The sequence below is a fragment of the Psychromonas algarum genome (assembly GCF_004376845.1).
Taxonomy (GTDB): Bacteria; Pseudomonadota; Gammaproteobacteria; order Enterobacterales; family Psychromonadaceae; genus Psychromonas.
The window spans coordinates 157,440-182,981 of the sequence record NZ_SNUW01000006.1; the positions used below are offsets into that span (position 1 = coordinate 157,440).

Below are 25,542 nucleotides of genomic sequence, written 5' to 3' on the forward strand. Positions count from 1 at the left end.
ACCTCATTCATTATTTAAAAAATAACACGTTATTCACCCGCTATTTTCATTTTCTTAATTAAAATTGAACCTGTTTTTAAGCTACTTCTTGGATCAATATCAGAGCCCACGGCACAAATATCCATGAACATCTCTTTTAAATTACCCGCAATTGTAATTTCATGTACAGGATAAGTGATCACCCCATTTTCCACCCAAAAACCAGCGGCACCACGAGAATAATCACCGGTTACCATATTCACGCCTTGCCCCATTAATTCAGTCACAAACAAGCCAGTTCCCAACTCTTTTAACATGCCAGCTAGATCTAAACTGCTATCTTTAACAAACCAATTATGAATACCACCCGCATGACCAGTACTTTGCAAGCCCATTTTTCGAGCCGCATATCCTGTTAGCAAGTAAGTTTTCAAAAATCCATTATCAATAATATTACGTTTAATGGTACGCCCACCTTCACTATCAAAAGGAGAACTCGCAATACCGCCTACAATATGTGGGTCTTCAGAAATAGACATCCAGTCAGGGAATACTTGTGTATCAATTGAATCTAATAAGAAAGAAGATTTTTTATATAAGCTCGCACCACTGATTGCACTCACTAAATGCCCAAATAAACCACTCGCCATTTCAGGACAGAAAAGCACAGGACTCTCTTGAGTTTTAATTTTACACGCCCCTAAACGGTCAACAGTGCGTTTTACAGCTTCTTCAGCAACCCACTTAGCAGAATAAAGATCATTCATGTTACGTGCACTGGTATAACTGTAATCACGTTGCATTTCACCATTTTCTTGGGCGATTAGAACGCAACTTAAACTATGCCGACTACTCACATAACTTTCTAAAAAACCATTACTATTACCGTAAACTTGTAAACTAGTATGACTATTTACACCCGCACCATCAGAATTAACAACACGAGGGTCTAAGCTCAGGGCAATATCTTCACATTGCTTTGCTAACGCTAATAATTCATCGGTACTTTTACCGCTTGCATGATAAAGATCTAGATCTAATGGGTTTGTCTCTAAAAAAGATTTATCTAATAATCCAGCATAAGGATCCTGACTTGTGTATTTTGCGATATCAACAGCAGCTTTTACACTAGCAGCAATAGCTTCTTCACTTAAATCAGCAGTAGAAGCGCTACCTTTACGATGATCAATATACACACTAATTCCCATCGCACCATCATGATTAAATTCGATATTTTCAACTTCACCTAAACGAGTATTAACAGATATTCCAGCACTTTTACCTAATGCAATCTCGGCTTGACTTACACCTAGATCATTAGCAACATTTAGCGCCGTATTAACGGCATTTTCTAGTAACTGTTTCTGTTCAATCATGTTTGATCACCACAATATAAAATTAAATTTAAGATATGAAATAATAACATGGATTAAGACAAGCATCTTGTGATGATGGTATGATGCGCATAATTATTTAACCCCTAACGTGATAGACCATAAGCTATGAATAAAAAAGTTGAAGAGATCGTTGAAGAAGAAGAGATCAGTAAGTCACAAATTAAACGTGAAGCTGAAGCTTTAAAAGATATTGGTCGCCAATTAGTGGCCTTAAATCATAAGCAATTATCACAAATCCCAGCAAGTGATACGTTATTAGAAGGCATTAAAGTTGCTCATAAAATTTCTAATAAACATGAAGCACTACGTAGACAATTACAATACATAGGTAAAGTATTACGTACTGAAGACATGGAAAAAATTACCGCTAAATTAGATATTTTAAATGATAATAATCGTAAACGTACGCATGCTATTGCACATTTAGAATTATTAACTGACCAGTTAATTGAATTGGGTGATGCAAAAATTAATGATGTGTTAGAGACTTACCCACAACTAGAACGTCAAAAATTACGTCAATTAGTTCGTCAAGCAAACAAAGAAAAGAAACAAGAGAAACCAGCTAAAACAGCTAAAGAGTTGTTTATTTATTTAAAAATGAATTGTTTATAAATAATTAAACCGGCTAAAAATATCTATTATTTCTACTACTTTTAAGCACGTTAAAGGTTTGATCTAAGGCTAGTAGCTTTTGCCCCTGGTCTTTTTAATGCCAGGTTAGAATTTTAAAAGCTAAATTTAAATGTGATGCCTTAACGAAATTTATAACAAAGAAATGAGTTATTTTAAGCAGTAAAATAGATCAGCTATTTACTGTGATTGGTATGATTGTACCTCAATGTAAATTCCTCGAAATATTCCGCCTAAATGCATTGATACACACGGGAAAGGTAGCTAAAAAAACCACTTCAAATTGAAGTGGTTTTTTATTTTCAAATTAATAGTTAAAGGTTAACCATTAATGCGCTTATGTAATTCTTGAACAGAGTTAACTGTCGCATCATCAGCAGTCGGGTCAGCAGTATGTGCCTGACAAGTCGCAAATGCTCCGTTTAACGTAGTTGTATAGTCTACTTTATAACGTAATGCTGCACGACGTAGTTGACGAGAATCTTCAATCGCAATTCGCCCTTCTGTTGTATTAACAATGTATTTGTATTCATCATTTTTAATACGGTCAAGAATATGCGGACGACCCTCTTGTACTTTATTAACAAGACGAGCAGTGATACCTGCATCTTGTAAAATAATCATGGTACCGTGAGTTGCATCTAGTTCAAAACCTAGATCAAGAAGCTGTTGTGCAAGTTTAGCAACACGTTTCTTATCACTATTACGCACAGAAATAAGTGCACGACCAACACTTGCTACTTCTTTTGTAGAACCCAGCTCAGCTTTTGCATATGCTTCAGCAAAAGTAACACCAGCTCCCATTACTTCACCAGTTGAACGCATTTCAGGACCTAAGATTGGATCAGAACCCGGGAATTTGTTAAATGGTAATACCACTTCTTTAACAGAGTAGTATGGTGGGATAACTTCTTTTGTCACACCTAATTCTTTAAGTGTTTTACCCGCCATAACACTTGCACCAATTTTAGCAATTGGAACACCTGTTGCTTTAGATACAAACGGTACTGTACGTGCAGCACGAGGATTTACTTCAATCATGTAAACTTCATTATCTTTAACAGCAAGTTGTGTATTCATTAAACCAACAACACCTAGCTCTAATGCTAATGCTTTGATGTAACCGCGCATTTCATCTTGAATTTCAGTACTTAATGTATAAGCAGGTAATGAACATGCCGAGTCACCAGAGTGAACACCCGCTTGCTCGATATGCTCCATAATGCCACCGATAACCACATCGGTACCGTCACAGATAGCATCGATATCCACTTCAACCGCGTCATCTAAGAAACGGTCAAGAAGAACAGGTGATTCGTTAGAAACACTGACAGCTTCTTTAAAGTAACGACGTAAGTCGGTTTCGTCATATACGATTTCCATCGCACGACCACCTAATACATACGAAGGACGTACAACTAATGGGTAACCAATACGTGTAGCTGATTCAACTGCTTGCTCAAGTGTTGTTACTGTGTCATTTTCAGGTTGTTTAAGGCCTAAACGCTCAACTACTTGTTGGAAGCGTTCACGGTCTTCTGCACGGTCAATCGCTTCTGGAGAAGTACCAATAATAGGTACGCCAGCCGCTTCAAGTGCACGAGCTAATTTCAGTGGAGTTTGACCACCATATTGCACAATCACACCTTTAGGGTTTTCAACACGTACGATTTCAAGTACATCTTCTAATGTAATTGATTCGAAGTATAAACGGTCTGATGTATCATAATCTGTAGAAACAGTTTCAGGATTACAGTTAACCATAATTGTCTCAAAACCATCTGCACGCATTGCCATCGCCGCATGTACACAACAGTAATCAAATTCAATACCTTGACCGATACGGTTAGGACCGCCACCAATAATCATGATCTTGTCATTATCAGTAGGGTTCGCTTCACATTCTTCATCGTAAGTAGAGTACATGTAAGCAGTATCAGATGAGAATTCAGCAGCACAAGTATCAACACGTTTGTAAACCGGATGTAAGTTAAATTTCTCACGTAATTTACGTACTTCAGCTTCCGTAATACCAACTACAGATGCGATACGACTATCAGCAAAACCTTTACGTTTAAGACGTTTAAGTACATCTTCATCTAATGCACGTAAACCACCTTCAGCTAGTTTTTTCTCTTCAAGTATCAAATCTTCGATTTGTACTAAGAACCAGTTATCGATCATCGTGATGTTATGAATTTCTTCCATTGTCATACCTAAACGGAATGCATCACCGATGTACCAAATACGCTCTGCACCTGCTTCACGTAATTCGTATAATACTTTTTCTTTGGCACCTTCATCGTTTAAGTCAACCATTGGACTGAAACCATCAGCGCCAACTTCTAAACCACGAAGTGCTTTTTGTAATGATTCTTGTTGGTTACGGCCGATTGCCATTACTTCACCAACTGATTTCATTTGTGTTGTTAAACGGCTATTTGAATTAGCAAACTTCTCGAAGTTAAAACGAGGAATTTTTGTTACAACGTAATCGATAGTTGGTTCAAATGATGCTGGTGTTTTACCGCCAGTAATATCATTTTGCAATTCATCAAGCGTGTAACCAATCGCTAATTTTGCAGCGATTTTAGCAATCGGGAAACCCGTTGCTTTTGATGCTAATGCAGATGAACGTGATACACGTGGGTTCATTTCAATGAGAACCATACGACCGTCTGCAGGGTTGATACCAAACTGAACGTTTGAACCACCTGTTTCAACACCAATTTCACGTAGTACAGCTAGAGAAGCATTACGCATTAATTGGTATTCTTTATCTGTTAGCGTTTGTGCTGGTGCAACAGTAATAGAGTCACCCGTATGAATACCCATTGGGTCGAAGTTTTCAATCGCACAAACAATAATACAGTTATCATTTTTATCGCGAACGACTTCCATTTCATACTCTTTCCAACCGATTAATGATTCATCAATCAATAATTCGCTTGTTGGAGATAGGTCTAAACCATTTGAACAAATATCGTCAAATTCTTCTTTGTTGTACGCGATACCACCGCCCGTTCCACCCATGGTAAAAGACGGACGAATAATACAAGGGAAACCCACTTCGTCTAATACGCCGTAAGCTTCTTCCATTGAATGTGCGATACCTGCACGTGGACACTCAAGTCCAATTTTTTTCATGGCGGTGTCAAAACGACTACGGTCTTCAGCTTTATCAATTGCGTCTGCTGTCGCACCAATCATTTCAACATTGTATTTTGCTAATACGCCCTTTTCTTCAAGCTCTAATGCACAGTTAAGCGCTGTTTGACCGCCCATTGTTGGTAATACTGCACATGGACGTTCTTTTGCGATAATTTTTTCTACTACTTCCCAGTGAATTGGTTCGATGTAAGTTGCATCGGCCATTTCTGGATCCGTCATAATAGTAGCCGGGTTAGAGTTAACTAATACAACACGGTAACCTTCTTCTCTTAATGCTTTACAAGCTTGCGCACCTGAGTAATCAAATTCACAGGCTTGACCGATAACAATCGGACCTGCACCAATAATTAGGATAGTTTTTAAGTCATTACGTTTTGGCATCTGAAATTACCTTTTTATATCTGTTCAATGTTTTCGAATAACAATGTATTCGATTAACTAGGCGTTTTTGTACTGTTCAATCAACTCAATAAAATGATCAAATAGTGGTGCTGCATCATGTGGACCCGGGCTAGCCTCTGGGTGACCTTGGAAACTAAATGCAGCTTTATCAGTACGATGAATGCCTTGTAGTGAACCATCAAACAATGACACATGCGTCGCACGTAAGTTTGCCGGTAATGTTTTTTCGTCAGCAGCAAAACCATGGTTCTGGCTGGTGATCATAACAACGTCACGATCTAAGTCTTTCACTGGGTGGTTAGCACCATGATGTCCAAACTTCATTTTCACAGTTTTTGCACCACTTGCTAAAGCAAGTAATTGATGTCCTAAACAAATACCAAATACTGGAATATCTGTTTTTAAGATCTCTTGAATTGCTTCGATTGCATAAGTACATGGTTCTGGGTCACCAGGGCCATTTGATAAGAAAATACCATCTGGATTCATTGCAAGTACTTCGGCCGCTGGCGTTTGTGCAGGTACAACGGTTAATTTACAATCACGGTCAGCTAACATACGTAAAATATTACGTTTAACACCGTAGTCATAAGCAACAACATGATATTTACAATCTGTTTTTGGCTCAGGTAAACCACCGGTTAATGTCCAGCTACCTTGAGACCATTCGAATGATTCCGCCGTAGTCACTTCTTTGGCTAAGTCCATTCCTTTCAAACCAGGGAATGCTTGAGCTTGTGCTAATGCAGAAGCTTCATCAATATTTTCACCAGCAATGATACAGCCTGCTTGCGCACCTTTTTCACGTAAAATACGTGTTAACTTACGAGTATCGATGTCTGCGATACCAACTACGTTACGTGCTTTTAAGTAATCGCTTAATGATGCTTGATTACGGAAATTGCTTGCTAATAAAGGTAAATCGCGAATAACTAAACCACAAGCATGAATTGATGGCGATTCTTCATCTTCATCATTAGTACCTGTATTACCGATATGGGGATAAGTGAGTGTTACAATTTGGCGTGCATAAGATGGATCAGTCAGTATCTCTTGGTAACCCGTCATTGACGTATTAAATACAACTTCTCCAACAGAACTTCCATCGGCGCCGATTGAAACGCCTTTAAATACAGTCCCATCTTCCAATACTAGTATTGCAGAATGACTCAAGTTAACCTCCGTGAAAAACAATTAAATGATATTTTTTATAATCTGAGTGAGGCCATGCAGGAGCATTTTTTCACCAGAAAATAATAAAATTTGGCAAATTCCGTGCATTTTATAGATTTTCTCTTTAATTAACCATTCAAATTTTAACTTTTAAGGAAATAATTCATTAATCTAATAATTTATTTGTATTTCTAAAGAGGTATTAGATAACTGAACAGAGGTTTGAGATCAAAATTAGTCTAATTTAGTGTTAAAACCGTTCAAAACATATGACAAAAAGAGGAAAAAAGAGTAGCGTTACTAGCTTAATAGCAGTGACTGCTTATTATTAGAATAAGCAGTAACCAATTGATTTTTAAGATAGCACCTTAATTAGAGTTAAAACTGCAGGTGTTAACGGAATTAAAAATACAACCAATATAACTAGAAAATGGCGTAGGCTAAATGGGTCTTTAAAATTTTCTTCTGACACAGTGCTCTCCTTAGTGCGCTATTTAAAAATTGATCTAAATCAATAAGATCATAGCGTAAAACGCTTAGGGTTTACACCATATAAAACAGAGGTTACGCCTCTTTTAAGAGATATAGGTCTATTTATGCAACAATTACAATCAAATCAAGCCGCTCCCGTTTGGTCATTTTTCGAAAAAATATGCTCCATTCCTCATCCCTCAAAGCATGAACAAGCATTAGCAGATTGGATCATGAATTGGGCTGCTTCAAAAAATATCAGCTGTATACAAGACAAAATAGGCAATTTAATACTACAAAAACCAGCGACGGTAGGTTTTGAGCAAAGAACACCTGTTATCCTCCAATGTCACCTTGATATGGTCCCACAAAAAAATAATGATAAAGAGCATGATTTTTTAACTGATCCAATCACACCTATTATTGATGGCGAATGGTTACGAGCAGACAATACAACGTTAGGTGCTGATAACGGTATTGGCATGGCTTCATGTTTAGCTATTTTAGATGATGATAGTCTTGAGCACGGACCTATTGAAGTGCTTATCACCACTGATGAAGAAACGGGTATGACCGGTGCATTTGGCTTAGAAGCGGGTGCTTTACAAGGCAAAATATTAATTAATACCGACTCTGAAGAAGAAGGTGAACTTTATGTAGGCTGTGCTGGCGGCGTTAACGTTAACGTTCTGTTGCCTTACGAAAAAATGGAATGTGATAGTGCCGATAAAGCCTATGAAATTTCTATTTCAGGCTTAAAAGGAGGACATTCTGGTGTTGATATTAACTTAGGGCGAGCTAATGCGATTAAAGAGTTAGCCAATGTATTAGCTAATTTAAATGGCGCCCCTTTTTTAATATCAAGCTTTACAGGTGGTAGTTTACGTAATGCCATTCCACGTGAAGCAAAAGCAATCATAGTATGTGATGAGCAGTTTCAAAATAGTATTGAGACAGTAATAAATACATTACAAATTAGCATGAGAGTAAAATATAAAGACAGTGAAAATAACTTTACTATTAACATTGAATCATGCGAACTACCTACTTCGGTATTAACACATAGCAGTCAAGAAAGGCTATTAAAAGCAATGTTAGGTTGCGTAAATGGTGTGTTTGCTATGGATGAAAACTTCCCTAATGTAGTTGAAACATCAAGCAATTTAGGTGTTGTTACTCAACAAAATGAACCTGTTGGCCAATTTGCCATTCAAGTATTAGTGCGCTCTCAAATAGAAGAAGACAAACAACAGTGCGCGACAGAAATAGCAGAACATTTTAAACAATTTAATGGGCGCGTTGCTAAAGAAGGAAACTACCCAGGTTGGACACCGAATAAAAATTCAGCAATATACAAAACGATGGAAACGCAATATCAAACATTGTTTGGAAAAAAACCTAAAGCAATGGTCATTCATGCCGGACTTGAATGTGGCTTATTCAGTGATAACTATCCGCATTGGGATATGGTGTCATTTGGACCAACTATTAATTTCCCACATAGCCCAGATGAAAAAGTAAACATTGCTTCTGTAGATAAATATTGGGCGTTATTAAAAGCAACGTTAAAAGCAATAGATTAATCTAAAGCGTTAATCTCCTCGCTGAAGGCTTGGGATCTGTGCAGTAAATATCAAAAAGAATAGCGTTAAATATTCTTTTTTTATTTTGTACATTTTCCAACCTTCAGCAAATATATTTATCTTTTTAATTAGCCTAAAGTCTGGCGAATAGAAATAAGGTTAATTACCTGCAAATTGATAAACAATACCAATTTCAGTCGACCAACCAAGATCTCGCTGCAACAACCCACTATTACTATCATGATGCTCTAGTTTCACTTTACTAATGACAACCCAGTTATCCATTACTTCATATAAACCAATTAACCCCGTTTTATAAACCCAAGTATCGTCAGCATCAAAACGCTGTAAACCCGAAGCAATAGACTCAGCAGCACTCACACCATATAAATGCTGGGATAGTTTTTTATCTTGCCACAAAACTTCCAAATAAGGGGAGATAGAAAATTTATCAAGAGGCGTTTCAAATACTCGGCCAAGATGAACTTGAACTTCCTGACCATTATGTTCATTTGCTACATCATGAAGATAAGTTATACGAGCTCCGGGAGTACCAATAGTGAAACCTAATTCAGGGTTGCCATCTCTATTATCAATACCATTTACAATATCATTGACACTGTCATTAACTTCAGAGAAGCGCCAATTAGCGGACAGCCCTAAATAACGAAAAGCATTATAATTAAACAAACTACCATCTATAAATCCGAGATCTCCGTTATAAAAGAGATTCGGTGTAATGCCAATTGATGCTGAACTTTCAGTTGAATAAACACTTTGTCCGTAAGTGGTGCTTAAGCCAACAATACCGTATTCCTTTGTCACTCCCTCTGCCACTACAGGAGAAACAATAAAAATGCTAAATAATCCTAATTTTTTTCTCATATCCGTGATACCTAAAGCCTCTGATATTAAAAAAGAACGGAAGAGAGTAAATAAAATTTCAGGCGAGGATAAAATAATCAAAGCAAGGCAAGATCTAGCGGTTGAGTTAAAATAAAAATAGCCTCTCTTTAAAAACTAATTGATACACTTAAATGACCTACACTTCACGCGCTAAAAGTAGATCATTTATTTAGTGTGTTTGATATTATAATTTTTAATTATTTTAATGTTATCTCAATTGAATTGAAGCATTAGAAGTATTTAAAAAACTAACTACACCTTGCCCAATTGACAACCCCAAGCTTTTGGTAAAGCTTTCTAAAGGAGATGCTTTAATCGAATAATCAACAATTTCTGGAGCTTTGATAATATCTCTTGCAACAAAACCTGGGCTCCCTAAACCATCAATCAAACCAAGTTGTAAAGCTTGCTCTCCGTTCCAAATCAACCCAGAATAAAGTTCCTTGTTCCCTTTCACTAAACGCTCTCCACGCCCTTCCTCTACAACTTTAATAAATTGTTGGTGAGTACTATCTAAAACACTTTGCCAAAATTTAGCTTCTTCAGCTTTTGCTGGAGAGAATGGGTCTAAAAATGCTTTATGCTCACCCGATGTATAATGACGACGCTCTACTCCTACTTTTTTCATTAAGTCTACAAAACCAAAGCTTGAAGCCGTTACACCAATGGACCCCACTAAACTAGACTTATCAGCATAAATTTCATCTGCTGCAACAGCCATATAATATCCGCCTGACGCCCCTAATTCTGCGATCACGGCATACAGCTTTTTATCTGGATACATACCGCGTAAACGTTTTATTTCGTCATTTACATATCCCGATTGTACTGGGCTTCCACCTGGGCTATTGATAACCAACATAACGGCTTTTGAATGTTCGTTTTTAAAGGCCGCTCTTAAAGAAGTGACAATACTATTTGCATTAGCATCACTATCAGCTGCAATCACACCATTAACCGAAACCATTGCCGTATGAGTTTCATCTGTAGCACTACTTTTATTAAAAAGTTTGCTATTCATAATCAAAAATAAAGTAATGAATAAATAAGTAAACGTTAATAATTTAAAAATTATACCCCAGCGTCGTGCTTTCTTTTGCTCGTTAAAGGTTTCTTTCATGAAACCAGATAACCACTTTTCTTGTTCACTTTCAGGTTGTTGCATTGTTATTACTCAAATAGATAAATGAGCCGTTATTCAACCTTCATTTCATTGTAAATTCAAGTTGCTCACCGTTATTTTGTAGAGCAATCACAATCTAAATAACGACTTCAAATCAATAGCAATTAGATCTTTAAAAACTAATCTAGGATTAATGTTTCAGGGGGTAATTTAATATTTTTGAGGGGTTACAAGGTAAAGCTTCTATTTCAACCGTTGAAGCGGGTTAAACATTCATATTGTTAAAATAAATTTCACTTATTAGCTTACTACTCTTTTCAGAAACAATTTTTAAATTAAAAAATCAATAAAACCTATGAATATGAGCATAATAAAGCGCAAACATTCAGGCTCCTATTTGTTATACTGCGCCCGATTTTTAACACAGGAAAAAAGAAAATGTTCATTGATAATAGTTGGCGAGTACTTACCATTGGTGATGGAGACTTATCCTTTTCATCTTCATTGTTGACACACCACCAACCAGCTAGTTTAACTGCAACAGTATTGGATACTCGTGATGTTTTATTAGCTAAATATGCTCATAATGATTATCAAACCTTATTGCAAAAAAATTGCCAGGTATTATGTGAATTTGATGTGATGGAAGCAAAGTCATGGGGGAAATTAAATGAACACAGTTTTGATCTAATTATTTTTCAATTCCCATTAATTCCTGCATTTAAATCACATCAAGAATTCCAAGAGAAATGCAAAGAAGTCCATATTAATACACTCAACCGTCAATTATTACGTCATTTTTTACTTAACTCTTTTGCCCATTTTTTAGATCCAAATGGAGCGCGGCTTTGTTATATCACTTCAAAAGATGTTAAACCCTATAAAGAATGGAATATTGAAAATGCGCTGAATATGAATACTGACATTGATTACTTAGGTTGGCATCATTTTGATATTAACATTTTTCCAGGTTACAAAGTACGTAACGTAGATAGAGATAAACACGTCAAAGACACTAAAGGCATTACCTACGTATGGAGTGACAATCAACATTGTTCATTACGTAAGCAATTAAATGAAGCACTATATCAAGGTAAAGAGTATTGCCAGTTATGTGCATCAGGGCCTTATAATAACGAACAAGACATGCTCAAACATCAACATACTAAAAAGCACCTTAATATGTTGAATTATGAAAAAATGTGGCAATTATTAATTGATCGAGAATCCTTGTAAAAGAAGCTGATTATTACGACTTTTTAGTTTGTAAGGCTGCAAATTTTGCTAACTGTTCAGGTGTTGCCGGCAGTTGGTGATTTGCTTTCCACTCACTGTATGGCATGCCATATATATATTCACAAGCTTGCTCATAATTCATCTCAATATCTCGCATTTCAGCTTCCGCCAACATCCATTTAGATAAACAGTTACGACAAAAGCCCGAGGTATTCATCAATTCAATATTCTGCACATCTTTGCGGCTATTTAAATGTGTTAATAAACGGCGAAATGCTGCAGCTTCTAATTCAGTTTGTTGAGACTTATCCATTTTTATTTCCATTTTAGTTGCTAGTTTAAACGCTTAATTCAATATGCCTGTTATCAACTTCACTTAATGCTATTCTGCTTTAATAGTATTTAAGCTTTTTAAAATCTCACAATCTGTTGAATCAGTGTTATCACATGTGTTGATCATTTTTAATAATGTTTTTTCTAAACTTTTTAATTCTTTAATTTTATTTCTTACATCAACTAAATGCTCTTGCGCAATTTGATGGGCGAGATTTAGCGCATTAGGCTCACAATGATGTGCTTGATGTGGTTCATCATATTTACAATCCTGCAAATGAATCAGTTGTTTAATCTCATCAAGACTAAAGCCTAACGCCCTGCTATGACGGATAAAATGCAATCGTTGACATTGTAAACTTGAATATTGGCGTTGATTGCCTTCACTGCGGTTTGCTTTATCAAGCAAACCAATCTCTTCGTAATAACGAATAGTAGGTACTTTACATTGCGTTTCTTTACTCAGCTGACCAATTGAATAAATCATTATTTACCTATTAATAATATATATAAAGAAAAAACTTGAAGCTCTAGTCACTAGAGGTTTTATATTACAAGTTTATAAAGAATAACATGTTAAAAGGAGTATTTCATGGCTGGATGTTGTAACAATAAAGCTGACTTTACGGGGCTTAGTCCAGCGTATAGGCGTATTTTGCTGATCGTTATCGCGATTAATGCAGTTATGTTTTTAGTTGAAATGTTTGCAGGTGTAAAAGCAAATTCACAGGCACTACAAGCAGATGCCTTAGACTTTTTAGGTGATACGTTAACTTACGGCATCAGCTTATGGGCCATTGGCAAAGCACTTTCTTTACGTAGTCGAGTCGCTTTATTAAAAGGAATAAGCTTACTATTTATGGCAGCTTGGATACTTTCTTCAACGTTATACAAGTTTTGGTTTGTACAAACACCCGATGCAGGCATTATGGGTAGTATCGCAATATTAGCTTTTGTCGCAAATGTCATTAGTGTATTGCTATTAGTAAAATACAAGGATGGTGATGCCAATATACGCTCTGTTTGGTTATGCAGTCGCAATGATGCTATTGGTAACTTAGTCGTGTTAGTTGCAGCTTCTGGTGTTTGGGTCACTGATAGCGCATTACCAGATTTAATTGTCGCGGCTTTCTTAGCAACATTGTTTTTAAGTTCTGCTAAACAAATAATCCAACAAGCAAATACAGAAAGAAAACAGGCTCAATTAGAGCACCAACATCATAACCATTAATTTTATTTAAATTTCGTGTGGTGTAAGCAATTACCTCACACGGAAATTATTTACTTTCTTTGAATCCACCTCAGTTTTTATGCGTCTGTATTCCCTATTATACCAATCACAGTAAATAGCTGATCTATTTTGCTGGCTAAAACAACTCACTTCTTTGTTATAAATTTCGTAAATAGAAAAACATTTATCTCCATTTATGCCTCAAATTTAATTGTTTTTTCTATGTGAAATTTAGATCGCATACTTCATGCAATTGCTATTAATTTCATTCATTCCAATTTTTAAACTAATTTAACATGCACTTATGGGCTTAATTTGTCACAATAATTTAAAGCTTAATGAAGGATCATATATGTTACCTATTTTATATTCATTTCGACGCTGTCCTTATGCGATGAGAGCTCGATTAGCAATTGCAGTTGCAAAGCAACAAGTACGCTTACGCGAAATTGTATTAAAACATAAACCTGCTGAATTACTGGCAATTTCACCGAATAAAACGATCCCTGTATTACAGTTAGATGAAACCTTAAATGAGACCAATAACACTAATGTTGTAAACGAGAGTTTGGATATTATGTTATGGGCTTTAAATAAATCAGATCCACAGCATTGGTTAAATCCATCATTAGAGGATATGTTGCATTTAATACAAACTAATGATCATGAATTCAAACCTTGGTTAGATAAATATAAATATGCAGATCGTTTTCCTGAATATACTCAGCAACATTACCGTGAACAAAGCCATCAATTTTTATTATTATTAGAATCTCGCTTACATGTTCAACAATATCTTTTTGCAGATCACGCCACTTTAGCAGATATGGCTATCTTTCCTTTTATTCGTCAATTCGCAGCTGTTGATAAAGAATGGTTTGAACAAAGTCCTTATCCTAAAATCAGAGACTGGTTAAATGATTTAGTTAATGGAAAATTATTCCAATCTTGTATGCAAAAATATGCAACTTGGCTAACATCAGGTGAAGAAATTATATTCCCTTAACACAAATATATTTATTACATTTAATTAACATAAAGAGTTGAAGATATTCCACCTCTTCATTACAATTGATTATCATTACTTTTATTAAGGCTTTAAGCATGAGACAAACAGTTTCTGGATATAATAAAGTAGCAAAACTACTGCATTGGTTTTCGGCTATTATGGTTATTGGATTATTTGCTGCCGGCTATTGGATGGTCGATTTGAGCTATTACAGTGAATGGTATAAACCAGTTCCGCATTGGCATAAATCTGCTGGTCTTTGTCTTTTAATACTGACCATCGGACGTTTAATATGGAAATCCATAACAACTTCTCCTGCGATTGAAGGCAGTCCTTTCGAGAAAAAAGCAGCTGCCGCAGCACACCACTTAATTTACCTTCTACTCTTTATACTATTTTTATCTGGTTACTTAATCTCTACAGCTGATGGCCGTGGCATTGAAGTTTTTAATTGGTTTGAAGTACCTGGATTTGGATCATTTATCGAAAACCAAGAAGACATAGCAGGTTTGGTACATGAATACACCGCTTATATACTCATCGGTTTAGCAAGCCTACATGGATTAGCTGCATTAAAGCATCACTTTATTAATAAAGATAATACACTTAAGAAAATGCTTTAAGTTGTATTTAAAAAATAGATAAATTACAGTAAAAACCGTAAATAACATTAATTTAACAAGGAAGGTAAGATGAAAAAAATATTAATCGCATCAGTCATTGGCGCTACGATGATGATACCAATGACAGCAAATGCAGCAGATTATACTATTGATACTAGAGGAGCACATGCTTCAGTTAACTTCAAAGTTAGTCATCTAGGTTACAGTTTCATTCAAGGTCGATTTAATAAATTTGATGGCGAATTTAGCTATGATAAAAACGATATAGAAGCATCAAAAGTAACTGTTAATATTGATACTTCAAGCTTAGATTCAAACCATGCTGAACGTGATAAACATATTAAAGGCAGTGATTTCATTAATGTAAGTAAATTTACTAGCGCACAATTTGTTAGTACTAAAGTGACAAAGAAAACAGATGGTGGGTTAGCGATTAATGGTGATTTAACATTACATGGTGTGACTAAACCAATTACTATCGACGCGACGTTTATCGGTGAAGGTAAAGACCCATGGGGTGGTTACCGAGCAGGTTTTGAAGGTACAACTCGATTACAACTAGCTGACTTTGGTATTAAAGTAATGGGTGCCTCAAGTTATGTAGATATGGATCTTCAAGTTGAAGGCATTCGAAAATAACATAAAGTAACCACGTATCAAAAAATCTAATTTACCCTTATTTTTTATAAGGGTAAATTACTCTAGTTTGCTCATTCTCCCTCCACCCTCTTATACCGATTACATTTCAACTCAAAAACTTCAAATAACTGTCTCATTGTCATGCCTAATACTTCACTACAAAGCATGCTTAATATTTAGAATATTATTAATAATTAAAAACTGCATATTTTTACTTTACTTATCGACCCACCCAGATGATAATGATTATCAATAAGATGTATTTGAACTATTTGTGAGGCAAGTTATGATCAAAACAATTACTTTTGCTGTTATTCATTTCAGTATTGCAACTCTACTTGCTTTTTCTCTAACAGGAGATTTTTTATTAGGTAGTTTAATTGCAATGATTGAACCTGCAATCAATACTATTGCTTTTTATTTTCATGAAAAAGCTTGGCAACATTTTCCTTTTCTTAAACAACGAGAGTCAATGACAAAAATAAAAACAGGTAGCTTTGCAATTATTCATTTTAGTGTGGCATTTACTGTTGCTTATATGTTGACTGGCGATGTGTTTTTAGGAGGGCTAATAGCGATTCTGGAGCCTGCGATTAATTCTATTGCTTACTTCTTCCATGAAAAAGCATGGGATAAGAAAAAAATACAGCATAATACTAATTGGGCTGTTTCTGTGCGATAAAATACCCAGAATGATAGAAGTTAATGCCTGAACATATAATAGCAGTAAGGATTAAATCATTAGCAAACAAAAAAGGAGCCGAAACTCCTTTTTAAGGCTTATAACTTTCAGAGAAAGCTTAACCAATATGCGTTAAACCACCCATATAGTGTTGTAATACTTTTGGTATTTCAATACGACCATCGGCACATTGATAGTTTTCTAACACTGCAACTAAAGTACGACCAACAGCTAAACCAGAACCATTTAGTGTGTGTAATAATTCTGGCTTTTTCGCACCAGTACGACGGAATCTAGCTTGTAAACGACGAGCTTGGAAATCACCCACATTTGAACAAGATGAAATCTCACGGTAAGTATTTTGTGCTGGTAACCATACTTCTAAATCATAAGTTTTAGTTGCACTGAACCCCATGTCACCGGTACATAAGATGACTTTACGATATGGTAACTCTAGGTTCTTTAATACTTGCTCTGCGTGCCCCGTTAACTCTTCTAATGCTTCAAAGCTTTTTTCTGGGTGTACTAACTGAACCATTTCAACTTTATCGAATTGATGCTGACGAATTAGACCACGTGTATCACGGCCATATGAACCCGCTTCGCTTCGAAAACATGGCGTATGCGCCGTCATTTTGATAGGTAAATCAGCTTCATCATAAATAACATCACGGCTCATATTCGTTAATGGTACTTCCGCAGTTGGAATTAACGACATACCAATACCTTCTTCAGTTGCTGGATTTGTATTAAACAAATCATCGCCAAATTTTGGTAATTGCCCTGTACCATATAAACTATCAGCATTGACTAAATAAGGCACATACATTTCAGTATAGCCATGCTCATTAGTGTGTAGATTAAGCATATACTGCGCCAGTGAACGATGTAACTTCGCAATTTGTCCCTGCATAACAATAAAACGAGAACCTGAAATTTTAACCGCAGATTTAAAGTCTAAACCTCCTAATGCTTCGCCTAACTCAACATGATCTTTTACTTCAAAATCATATTCTTTAGGTGTTCCCCAAGTTAATATTTCAACATTTTCAGACTCATCTTTACCGATTGGAGCAGAGTCATCTGGTAAGTTAGGTACCATGTCAGAAATAGTTTTAATTTGCTCGCTAACTAATGAAAACTCTTCTTTTGCACTTTCTAATGCTTCACCTAGTTCATTCATTGCTTCACGAAGTGGTTTAATATCTTCACCACGTTTTGCCGCTTGGCCAATTTCTTTAGAGCGAGTGTTACGCTCAGATTGTAAGTTTTCAGTCGAGATCTGTAATGATTTTCTTTTCTCTTCTAATTCACTTAATAAACTAACGTTTAAATCAAAACCACGCTTTTTTAATAACTCTGCAGTTTGCTCAATATCATTACGTAAAAACTTTGCGTCTAACATCTTATTCCCTAACTTTTCAAAACTAATAAAGTACCTAGATAGGCTGCAAATAAACATACCACAACATTCAATACTAGATTCAACATTGCTTTAAATAATTCCTTCTATTGGATCAATAAAGTATCCACCAAGAAGAATGAAAATATAATTAATGCACCTAAAAAAACTACGCCACTAATAGCCACCAAGGTGTTGTAGAAACTGTGTCTGTTGAACTAGCTGAAATAGAGCTTCTATTATCAGTAAACCCAACACATTGACAGCAAGTGTAGCAAATGGAAAACCTTTTCCAAAGAGCCTTATGGAGTATTCTGCAATTAAATATATTAAATGTAAGTAACCGCTTATCATTAACATAAAGTGTATATAATCTAACCTTACAATCAGATAAACTCATTTAAATATTATGATTGAAATACAACATATTGATGCTTATAATGTTTTTGTGATTTATATCACGGGTGATGGAGTTCCACCTTTAACCGCTCATCTTTTCAGATGAGATAATGACCCCTGCTAGATAGGATAGATCCATCTGCAGGTTCTTAAACTTCTTGTATATGTATCTATCCTTACCCATTAATTCATTTTTAGGTATAAGCGATTATGTCTCACCCGTTAAAACTCAATCCAAAACATTTCCTTTATTTGTTCCGCTGGATACTAATTATCCTCCCAGTTGCTAGTGTAATTGGTGCATTAAATGCATTCTTTTTATGGCTACTATCTGAAGCAACTTCAACACGAGAAACAAATACATGGTTGCTTTATCTTCTTCCTTTTGCTGGTTTATTCATTGTGTACTTGTACAACGAGTTTGGTAAAAATTCGGCAGGTGGCAATAATCTGATCATAGATGAAATTTACAAGCAAGATGCAGGAATAGCCAAAAGAATGGGGCCTCTAGTTCTAATCACCACGGTAATAACTCATTTATTCGGTGGGTCTGCAGGACGAGAAGGAACCGCAGTTCAAATAGGTGGTGCAACTTCTTATTTCTTTTCTGGGATTTTTAAACTATCCCCTTCTAATACTCGTATATTATTAATCTCTAGTGTAGCAGCAGGCTTTGGCTCAATCTTTGGAACACCTTTAACCGGTGCTATTTTTGCTTTAGAAGTACTCGCTATTGGTCGCATCAAATATGATGCAATACTACCTGCCATTTTTGCTGCCATTATTGCTGATACTGTTGCTACCGCGTTAGGCGCGCACCATACACATTTTCAAATTAACGTATTAGAAACATTTCACATACTTGATCATGTTGTCAAAATAGATCCCTTTTTATTATTGAAAGTCATATTGGCAGGTATTGGCTTTGGCCTAGCGGGTTATTTATTTAGCGAATTAACTTATTCATTAAAAGACTTTTTTAAAGTCACTTTAAAGAATCCCTATTTGACCGTTTTTGTGGGCGGTATTCTTGTTATTCTATTGACCAAACTGATCGGAAATTATGACTATATAGGGTTAGGGGTTTATGCAAGTCGTGAAGGTGGCGTTAGCATTGTCTCCGCTTTTCATGAGGGTGGTGCAGAATGGTATAGTTGGTTATTCAAGCTAGGTCTTACCGCTTTGACATTATCTGTGGGTTTTAAAGGTGGTGAAGTCACTCCTCTATTCTTTATTGGAGCAACACTAGGAAATACATTAGCTTGGGTATTCGGAGCTCCTCCAGAACTATTTGCAGCGCTTGGTCTTATTGCTGTTTTTGCAGCTGCTACCAATACACCTCTTGCATGTACCATAATGGGTGTCGAGCTATTTGGTTCAGAATACTTACTCTATTTTGCTGTTGTTTGTTATACCGCTTATTTCTTTAGTGGCCACACTGGAATTTACGCGTCTCAACGAATTGCAGTTTCAAAACTATTTGATTATAAAGGAGAAGCTCCTTTTGCTGGAAGAATAGGAGAATTAAGAGAAAAACAGCCTAGTTTATTTGTATTATTAATTAATAAAATTAAAAAATAGAAATATGGGTATCCGTTATCAATCAAAAATAATAATTGATAACGGATAAAAATAGCTTAGGAGGTATTAATAGCGTTTTTGGTCACTCTGTTGATCAAGCTGTTTAAGATAGTTTAATTTTTCACTTATTTGTTTTTCTAATCCACGATCAACGGGTTGATAAAACTCAACACCTTGTAATACTTCAGGTAAATACACTTCACCTGAAGCATAAGCACCTGGTTCATCATGAGCATAACGATAACCTTCACCATAATGTAATGATTTCATTAATTCTGTAGGAGCATTACGTAAATGATGTGGCACATCTAAATCAGGATAAGTTTCCACCGCTTGTTTAGCTTGTGCAAATGCTTTGTATACAGCATTACTTTTTGCTGCACAGGCACAATATACTGCAGCTTGGGCAATCGCTCTTTCGCCCTCTTTAGGGCCTATTCGAGTAAAACAATCCCAAGCTGAAACAGCAACTTGCATTGCTCTTGGATCGGCATTGCCAATATCTTCAGAAGCAATAGCTAATAAACGTCTAGCCACATATAACGGATCACAACCACCTGCTAGCATACGCGCATACCAATACAATGCAGCATCAGGATCAGAGCCTCGTACTGATTTATGAAATGCTGAGATTAAGTCATAAAAAAGGTCGCCTTGTTTATCAAAGCTAACACCTTCACGACCAGCAATCTCAACAAGTAATGAAACATCAATCAGCAATTTATTTTGCTGTTGATCTCCCATATCACTTAACAACTCTAAATAGTTCAATGCTTTGCGCGCATCACCTTGAACCAATTGCGCTAATTTTTCTAATACGCCATCAACAAACTCAAGATTTTTATCAGCTAAACCTTTTTCTGATTGGCAAGCTTGAACAATGACTTCAACAATCTCTTGTTCTGATAATTTTTTTAATAGATAAACCCGTGCTCGGGACAACAAAGCGTTATTTAATTCAAAAGAGGGATTTTCAGTCGTTGCACCAATAAATAAAAAAGTGCCATCTTCAATATAAGGAAGAAATGCATCTTGCTGACTTTTATTAAAACGATGAACTTCATCAACAAACAACAAAGTACGGCGCCCTGCTGCTTGATTTTGTTTAGCAATATCAATAGCAGCACGGATCTCTTTAATACCAGAGGTAACGGCAGACAAACGTTCAACATGAGCATCACAATATTCAGCAATTAACTCAGCTAAAGTTGTCTTACCTGTTCCTGGAGGTCCCCACAGGATCATCGAATGTGCAAAACCAGCTTCTAATGCTTTTCGAAGTGGTTTATCTTTTGCTACAAGATGAGATTGACCAATATATTGATCGAAGCTTCTTGGCCGCATACGCGCAGCCAAGGGTTGAAATTGATTATATTCAGAAAATAGATCTTGCATTAGCGCTGATCATCTATCTCAATACCTTTTGGTATTTTAAACTCAAAAAAATCTTTTGCTAACTTAACATCTGTACGGTTATTACTTAGCTTAAATATACTTTTTTGGCCCTGTTCTTCTTCTACAATAAATTCGCTCACATTATTATTCTTATCAAAAATAAATGTAAATGTGTTACTACTTTGTTTATTTTCTATGTTTTTAACAATGAAGCGATCGCCTTGTTTTCTAACATTAAAGTGTGCCCATTCTGATTTATCTGCACCGGACAATAAAGCAAAAGGAGTTCCAGCAATTGCATCAGAAAAATTCATGATCGTAACTTGTTCAATGAATGGACTATAAAGCCACATATCTTTGCCATTAGAGACAATGAGTTCTTGATCAGGCTTTGTCACTTGCCAATGAAAGTTACCAGGTCGAGCAATGGTTAATTGCCCCCAACTCTCTTGAATTAGCGCACCTTCTGGATTAATAACTTGCTGTGAAAAATCAGCATTAATCGTGGTCACTTTTGATAATTTTTGTTGTAATAATTCACTGTCTGTTTGTGCTGAAACCATTTGTAACATCGACATAACTACGCATACAACAATAATAAAACTTTTTTTCATGATTAATCCTTAATAGGTGGTGGAGCAAGTACGTCACGATTACTATTAGCACCAGATGGCGCACTAATAACACCCTGTGCTTGTAATTGATCAACCAAACGAGCTGAACGATTGTAACCAATACGGAAACGGCGTTGTACACTTGAAATAGACACTTTGCGAGTCTCTGTTATAAACGCAACGACTTCATCAAATAATGGATCGATTTCTTCTTCATTATCACTTTGTTCGCCTGGTAATAACATATCTAAATCAGCATCACCGGCAAGAATTTCTTGAATGTAATTTGGTTGTCCACGTTTTTTCCAGTCTGCAACCACTTTATGTACTTCATGGTCATCAACAAATGCTCCGTGTACACGTGTTGGGACACCAACACCAGGAGGCATATAGAGCATATCACCATGACCTAATAATGTTTCAGCACCTTGCTGACCAAGAATGGTACGAGAATCAATTTTACTTGATACTTGGAATGCAATACGAGTTGGAATATTCGCTTTGATCAAACCAGTAATAACGTCTACCGAGGGACGTTGCGTCGCTAAAATTAGATGGATACCAGCAGCACGTGCTTTTTGCGCAATACGGGTAATAAGCTCTTCACATTTTTTACCAACAATCATCATCATGTCAGCGAATTCATCCACAACCACCACAATAGTCGGTAATTTTTCTAACTCAGGTGCACTTTCAGCCATGCTATCACCCGGTTTCCATAGTGGATCTAATAACGGTTCACCAGCAGCTTTTGCTTTTTTAATCGCCGTATTGTAACCAGCTAAATTACGTACACCAATTTCAGCTAATAATTTATAACGTCGCTCCATCTCACCAACACACCAACGTAATGCATTAGCAGCATCTTTCATATCCGTAACAACTTCAGTTAATAGGTGAGGAATGCCCTCATAAACACTTAACTCAAGCATTTTAGGATCTATCAGAATCATGCGTAAATCATCTGGTGATGATTTATATAATAAGCTGACAATCATACAGTTCACACCAACTGATTTACCTGAACCTGTTGTACCTGCTACTAATAAGTGTGGCATTTTAGCCAAATCTACCACAACAGGTAGACCTGATATATCGGCGCCTAACACCATAGTTAATGGAGATTTATTCTCATGGAATTTTTTACAATCAAGCACTTCTGAAATATAAACAATTTCCCGATGGCGATTAGGTAACTCTAAAGCGATAACTGATTTACCAGGGATTTGATCCACAACACGTACACTCATCGCTGATAAAGCACGTGCTAAATCTTTTTCTAAACTACTGACAGTGCTCACTTTCATACCAGGTGCAAGATCTAATTCAAAACGAGTGATCACAGGTCCAGGTAATACATTAACGACTTCAGCTTTAATTCTAAATTCAAGTAACTTTGTTTCTACTAAACGCGCTGCAATATCGAGTTCTTCTTGAGAAATTGGATTAGCTTGTTTGTCTGGTCTATCAAGTAATTCAATGCTTGGTAAAGGTGCTATATTACTGTCTGCAACAAAACGTTCTACTGGGCGAGCATGCTCAGGTAAGTGGGAAAAATCAACCTTGGCATTGGTTGTTTTGGGAGTAAGATCAGCATTATCAATTTTCAATTCTTCAACAACATGTTCTTCAGTTTGCCAATCTATATTATCAATATTGAGTGTTGGTAACTCTTTATCGTCTTTATCAACAAAAACCGAATCAATGAAAATATCATCATCTTGATTATCACTATTTTTATTGTCTAAGGATTCAGAAAAATCAATCGTAGGCTCTGTATTATTGACAACTTTAACTGCTTCATTGTTAACTTGAATACTTTCTTTCTCATCAACTTTTGTTTTATTTTTTTCTTTATTCGTTAAAGCCGCTAGCTTCTTCTCTTCTTTAAGCGCTTGCTTCTGTTGTTTTCTTTCTAATTTTTCTTGTTTGATATGTTCTTTTTCTAATAAACGCTGCTGATCATTTTCAGAACGATTTTCTTTCATCTCTTTAATTGTATTTGGAAGTACTCTCAACCAAGACACAAATTTAATTGCGTACTCACCTAAACCATCGATAAGGCGGATCCAAGAAAATCCAAATAATAAAGTTGTTCCAGAGATTAAAAATGTTAATAAAATCAGGTTGACGGCTAATAAGCTAAAAAATCCAAGCATGCTTTGTGCAAGTATATCGCCAACAAGTCCCCCTGAAGGGTAATAATGGTAGTCACTAGCATTGATCGAAACAAGCGCACTTAAACTTAAGAAAGTAAAAATGAAACCTACAATACGTAAACTAAGATTTAGAAAGTCGATATCAAAACTAAAGGTTGGTTTCCATAAAATAGCCCATGCTAATGAAACGATAATCACAGGGATGAGATAAGCTAAAAAACCAAAACCAAAGAAAAGAATATCTGCAACCCAAGCTCCAACACGTCCCCCTGAGTTTTGAATTTCTGCTACCCATTGCTGTTGTGACCAACTTGGATCAACAGGAGAGAAACTAAATAATGATAAAGTAATGAAGATAGCAACAAAAGCACTGACAATAATCCCTACTTCGAATAATTTTTGCACACCTGAAAGGTGGTTTAATATTTTGTTATTTGACAAGAAAATAATCCTAACTTTAAGAAATGCCTGATGGCATGTTTAAATCAATAAAAACGATAAATAAAAAAGTAACTTAGTCTAAAAAATCATCTGGTAATTGATCTCGCAAGCGTAACCAGATTTTGCCACTCGCAAAAGCAGAGTCTCGCACAATTTTCATAATTTGTTGAGCATCACCTTGTTCAAATACTGATTTAATATCAGCATAAAAAGATAACGCGATTAACTTTGCTTCACTGTTAGAAAAATAGAAGGTACCTACTTTACGATATAGATCTTGTAAACCATTTAAAATCAATACATAAATCATATTGTTAGATGATACTGCCACATGATGATAGAAACGATAATCAAATTCAGTAAAGACTTCGCTACTGGCATCAACGGATGGAATATCCTTCAAAAATTCAATAACACTTTTACTATTATGCTTAGCAGCCATACGTAAAATAATGGTACTAATGTTGGTTCTCACAGACATCAATTGGTCAATATAATCACCACGACGTTCTTTATCTAAACGAGTTAATGTACTTAATACATTTAATCCAGAGGTTTCCCAAAAATCATTCACTTTAGTGGATTTACCATGGCGTATGGTGATCCAACCTTCCTTTGATAATCGCTGCAACACTTCACGTAAAGTGGTGCGTGTTACACCAATTTTATCTGCTAAAAATCGTTCTGCTGGTAATTCAGAATGAATTGGAATCGTACCGTTCCAAATTGACTCAATAAGGTATTGTTCAGCTACGTCTGCTGGGCCTTTAACTTTCATTATCATGGTTGTTTTGATTTTCCAGTGTCACATGGCGACATCTTAACATATACATTCAACTCCATGCTTGCTGTTTGAAAAAACAGTATCAGCAAATAAACAAATGTGACTTTATTCACAATGCATCTTAAACCGCAATAATTTATGCGACTAATTTACTGTTTTTATTGAACTTGTGAGTC

At 35.9% G+C, this 25,542-nt stretch carries 21 protein-coding genes, 1 pseudogene and 1 riboswitch; of the genes and pseudogenes, 10 read left to right on the forward strand and 12 right to left on the reverse strand.

All coding sequences use genetic code 11. The annotated features are described in order from the left end of the window. Nucleotides 1-29: 29 nt before the first annotated feature. The gene (gene pmbA / locus E2R68_RS07145) at nt 30-1,355 is read right to left on the reverse strand and encodes a metalloprotease PmbA (RefSeq protein WP_134276858.1); all 1,326 of its coding nucleotides are present in this window, start codon (nt 1,353-1,355) and stop codon (nt 30-32) included. A gap of 126 nt (nt 1,356-1,481) precedes the next feature. Here pmbA and yjgA point away from each other — a divergent pair, with 126 nt between their 5' ends. After that, complete coding sequence (yjgA, locus tag E2R68_RS07150) at nt 1,482-1,991, forward strand: ribosome biogenesis factor YjgA (RefSeq protein ID WP_134276860.1); 510 nt, start codon at nt 1,482-1,484, stop codon at nt 1,989-1,991. Between the two features lie 339 nt (nt 1,992-2,330). Here yjgA and carB read toward each other — a convergent pair whose 3' ends face one another. Together carB and carA are read right to left on the reverse strand one after the other, a co-directional pair. Continuing rightward, a complete protein-coding gene (carB, locus tag E2R68_RS07155; protein ID WP_134276862.1) occupies nt 2,331-5,561 on the reverse strand; it encodes a carbamoyl-phosphate synthase large subunit in 3,231 nt (1,076 codons plus the stop codon). Nucleotides 5,562-5,618: 57 nt separating this feature from the next. After that, nucleotides 5,619-6,755, reverse strand: coding sequence for a glutamine-hydrolyzing carbamoyl-phosphate synthase small subunit (carA, locus tag E2R68_RS07160; RefSeq protein WP_134276864.1), 1,137 nt, complete (start codon nt 6,753-6,755; stop codon nt 5,619-5,621). A 596-nt stretch (nt 6,756-7,351) separates the two neighbouring features. Between carA and E2R68_RS07165 the strand changes: the two genes are divergently transcribed. Then, the gene (locus E2R68_RS07165) at nt 7,352-8,809 is read left to right on the forward strand and encodes an aminoacyl-histidine dipeptidase (protein WP_134276866.1); all 1,458 of its coding nucleotides are present in this window, start codon (nt 7,352-7,354) and stop codon (nt 8,807-8,809) included. 159 nt (nt 8,810-8,968) lie between these two features. Here E2R68_RS07165 and E2R68_RS07170 read toward each other — a convergent pair whose 3' ends face one another. Further along, entirely contained in the window at nt 8,969-9,694 is a 726-nt protein-coding gene (locus tag E2R68_RS07170; protein WP_134276868.1) for a MipA/OmpV family protein, read from the reverse strand. Between the two features lie 229 nt (nt 9,695-9,923). Further along, on the reverse strand, nt 9,924-10,880 hold the full coding sequence (locus E2R68_RS07175; RefSeq protein ID WP_134276869.1) for a S49 family peptidase: 957 nt from the start codon (nt 10,878-10,880) through the stop codon (nt 9,924-9,926). A gap of 396 nt (nt 10,881-11,276) precedes the next feature. Between E2R68_RS07175 and E2R68_RS07180 the strand changes: the two genes are divergently transcribed. Further along, nucleotides 11,277-12,074, forward strand: coding sequence for a class I SAM-dependent methyltransferase (locus E2R68_RS07180; RefSeq protein ID WP_134276871.1), 798 nt, complete (start codon nt 11,277-11,279; stop codon nt 12,072-12,074). 13 nt (nt 12,075-12,087) lie between these two features. Here E2R68_RS07180 and E2R68_RS07185 read toward each other — a convergent pair whose 3' ends face one another. Both E2R68_RS07185 and E2R68_RS07190 read right to left on the reverse strand, forming a co-directional pair. Further along, the gene (locus tag E2R68_RS07185) at nt 12,088-12,387 is read right to left on the reverse strand and encodes a DUF1244 domain-containing protein (protein WP_134276873.1); all 300 of its coding nucleotides are present in this window, start codon (nt 12,385-12,387) and stop codon (nt 12,088-12,090) included. A 69-nt stretch (nt 12,388-12,456) separates the two neighbouring features. Next, the gene (locus E2R68_RS07190) at nt 12,457-12,894 is read right to left on the reverse strand and encodes a MerR family transcriptional regulator (protein ID WP_208380154.1); all 438 of its coding nucleotides are present in this window, start codon (nt 12,892-12,894) and stop codon (nt 12,457-12,459) included. A gap of 105 nt (nt 12,895-12,999) precedes the next feature. Between E2R68_RS07190 and E2R68_RS07195 the strand changes: the two genes are divergently transcribed. From E2R68_RS07195 to E2R68_RS13990, 6 genes and pseudogenes are all read left to right on the forward strand, one after another. After that, nucleotides 13,000-13,638 carry a cation efflux transmembrane domain-containing protein gene (locus E2R68_RS07195; protein ID WP_134276874.1) on the forward strand — a complete coding sequence of 213 codons (639 nt, stop codon included), beginning with the start codon at nt 13,000-13,002 and terminating at the stop codon, nt 13,636-13,638. 352 nt (nt 13,639-13,990) lie between these two features. Continuing rightward, nucleotides 13,991-14,644 (forward strand): glutathione S-transferase, encoded by a 654-nt coding sequence (locus E2R68_RS07200; protein ID WP_134276876.1) that lies wholly within the window; start codon nt 13,991-13,993, stop codon nt 14,642-14,644. 98 nt (nt 14,645-14,742) lie between these two features. Then, nucleotides 14,743-15,270: a cytochrome b gene (locus E2R68_RS07205; protein WP_134276878.1), complete on the forward strand. Its 528-nt coding sequence runs from the start codon at nt 14,743-14,745 to the stop codon at nt 15,268-15,270. Nucleotides 15,271-15,339: 69 nt separating this feature from the next. Continuing rightward, nucleotides 15,340-15,909 carry a YceI family protein gene (locus tag E2R68_RS07210; protein ID WP_134276880.1) on the forward strand — a complete coding sequence of 190 codons (570 nt, stop codon included), beginning with the start codon at nt 15,340-15,342 and terminating at the stop codon, nt 15,907-15,909. Nucleotides 15,910-16,195: 286 nt separating this feature from the next. After that, nucleotides 16,196-16,339, forward strand: a pseudogene (locus E2R68_RS13985) (DUF2061 domain-containing protein); the annotation flags it as partial. 42 nt (nt 16,340-16,381) lie between these two features. After that, complete coding sequence (locus E2R68_RS13990) at nt 16,382-16,591, forward strand: DUF2061 domain-containing protein (RefSeq protein ID WP_208380158.1); 210 nt, start codon at nt 16,382-16,384, stop codon at nt 16,589-16,591. Nucleotides 16,592-16,709: 118 nt separating this feature from the next. Here the strand turns inward: E2R68_RS13990 and serS are convergent, their stop codons facing one another. Then, nucleotides 16,710-17,996 (reverse strand): serine--tRNA ligase, encoded by a 1,287-nt coding sequence (serS, locus tag E2R68_RS07220; RefSeq protein WP_134276884.1) that lies wholly within the window; start codon nt 17,994-17,996, stop codon nt 16,710-16,712. Between the two features lie 451 nt (nt 17,997-18,447). After that, nucleotides 18,448-18,519: riboswitch (Fluoride riboswitch) on the forward strand. Between the two features lie 83 nt (nt 18,520-18,602). Here serS and E2R68_RS07230 point away from each other — a divergent pair. Beyond that, the gene (locus tag E2R68_RS07230; protein WP_134276886.1) at nt 18,603-19,973 is read left to right on the forward strand and encodes a voltage-gated chloride channel family protein; all 1,371 of its coding nucleotides are present in this window, start codon (nt 18,603-18,605) and stop codon (nt 19,971-19,973) included. Nucleotides 19,974-20,039: 66 nt separating this feature from the next. Here E2R68_RS07230 and E2R68_RS07235 read toward each other — a convergent pair whose 3' ends face one another. From E2R68_RS07235 to fadR, 4 genes are all read right to left on the reverse strand, one after another. Next, nucleotides 20,040-21,368: a replication-associated recombination protein A gene (locus E2R68_RS07235; RefSeq protein WP_134276888.1), complete on the reverse strand. Its 1,329-nt coding sequence runs from the start codon at nt 21,366-21,368 to the stop codon at nt 20,040-20,042. After that, entirely contained in the window at nt 21,368-21,982 is a 615-nt protein-coding gene (gene lolA / locus E2R68_RS07240; protein ID WP_134276890.1) for an outer membrane lipoprotein periplasmic chaperone LolA, read from the reverse strand. The genes E2R68_RS07235 and lolA overlap by 1 nt, the downstream gene beginning before the upstream one ends. A gap of 2 nt (nt 21,983-21,984) precedes the next feature. Further along, nucleotides 21,985-24,582: a DNA translocase FtsK gene (locus E2R68_RS07245; protein ID WP_134276892.1), complete on the reverse strand. Its 2,598-nt coding sequence runs from the start codon at nt 24,580-24,582 to the stop codon at nt 21,985-21,987. 73 nt (nt 24,583-24,655) lie between these two features. Beyond that, a complete protein-coding gene (gene fadR / locus E2R68_RS07250) occupies nt 24,656-25,360 on the reverse strand; it encodes a fatty acid metabolism transcriptional regulator FadR (protein ID WP_347876579.1) in 705 nt (234 codons plus the stop codon). Nucleotides 25,361-25,542 lie beyond the last annotated feature (182 nt).

Coding starts and splice junctions, on each gene's coding strand:
- pmbA (WP_134276858.1), bottom strand. CDS start 1,355: ATGATTGAACAGAAACAGTTACTAGAAAATGCCGTTAATACGGCGCTA.
- yjgA (WP_134276860.1), top strand. CDS start 1,482: ATGAATAAAAAAGTTGAAGAGATCGTTGAAGAAGAAGAGATCAGTAAG.
- carB (WP_134276862.1), bottom strand. CDS start 5,561: ATGCCAAAACGTAATGACTTAAAAACTATCCTAATTATTGGTGCAGGT.
- E2R68_RS07165 (WP_134276866.1), top strand. CDS start 7,352: ATGCAACAATTACAATCAAATCAAGCCGCTCCCGTTTGGTCATTTTTC.
- E2R68_RS07170 (WP_134276868.1), bottom strand. CDS start 9,694: ATGAGAAAAAAATTAGGATTATTTAGCATTTTTATTGTTTCTCCTGTA.
- E2R68_RS07175 (WP_134276869.1), bottom strand. CDS start 10,880: ATGCAACAACCTGAAAGTGAACAAGAAAAGTGGTTATCTGGTTTCATG.
- E2R68_RS07180 (WP_134276871.1), top strand. CDS start 11,277: ATGTTCATTGATAATAGTTGGCGAGTACTTACCATTGGTGATGGAGAC.
- E2R68_RS07185 (WP_134276873.1), bottom strand. CDS start 12,387: ATGGATAAGTCTCAACAAACTGAATTAGAAGCTGCAGCATTTCGCCGT.
- E2R68_RS07190 (WP_208380154.1), bottom strand. CDS start 12,894: ATGATTTATTCAATTGGTCAGCTGAGTAAAGAAACGCAATGTAAAGTA.
- E2R68_RS07195 (WP_134276874.1), top strand. CDS start 13,000: ATGGCTGGATGTTGTAACAATAAAGCTGACTTTACGGGGCTTAGTCCA.
- E2R68_RS07200 (WP_134276876.1), top strand. CDS start 13,991: ATGTTACCTATTTTATATTCATTTCGACGCTGTCCTTATGCGATGAGA.
- E2R68_RS07205 (WP_134276878.1), top strand. CDS start 14,743: ATGAGACAAACAGTTTCTGGATATAATAAAGTAGCAAAACTACTGCAT.
- E2R68_RS07210 (WP_134276880.1), top strand. CDS start 15,340: ATGAAAAAAATATTAATCGCATCAGTCATTGGCGCTACGATGATGATA.
- E2R68_RS13990 (WP_208380158.1), top strand. CDS start 16,382: ATGACAAAAATAAAAACAGGTAGCTTTGCAATTATTCATTTTAGTGTG.
- serS (WP_134276884.1), bottom strand. CDS start 17,996: ATGTTAGACGCAAAGTTTTTACGTAATGATATTGAGCAAACTGCAGAG.
- E2R68_RS07230 (WP_134276886.1), top strand. CDS start 18,603: ATGTCTCACCCGTTAAAACTCAATCCAAAACATTTCCTTTATTTGTTC.
- E2R68_RS07235 (WP_134276888.1), bottom strand. CDS start 21,368: ATGCAAGATCTATTTTCTGAATATAATCAATTTCAACCCTTGGCTGCG.
- lolA (WP_134276890.1), bottom strand. CDS start 21,982: ATGAAAAAAAGTTTTATTATTGTTGTATGCGTAGTTATGTCGATGTTA.
- fadR (WP_347876579.1), bottom strand. CDS start 25,360: ATGAAAGTTAAAGGCCCAGCAGACGTAGCTGAACAATACCTTATTGAG.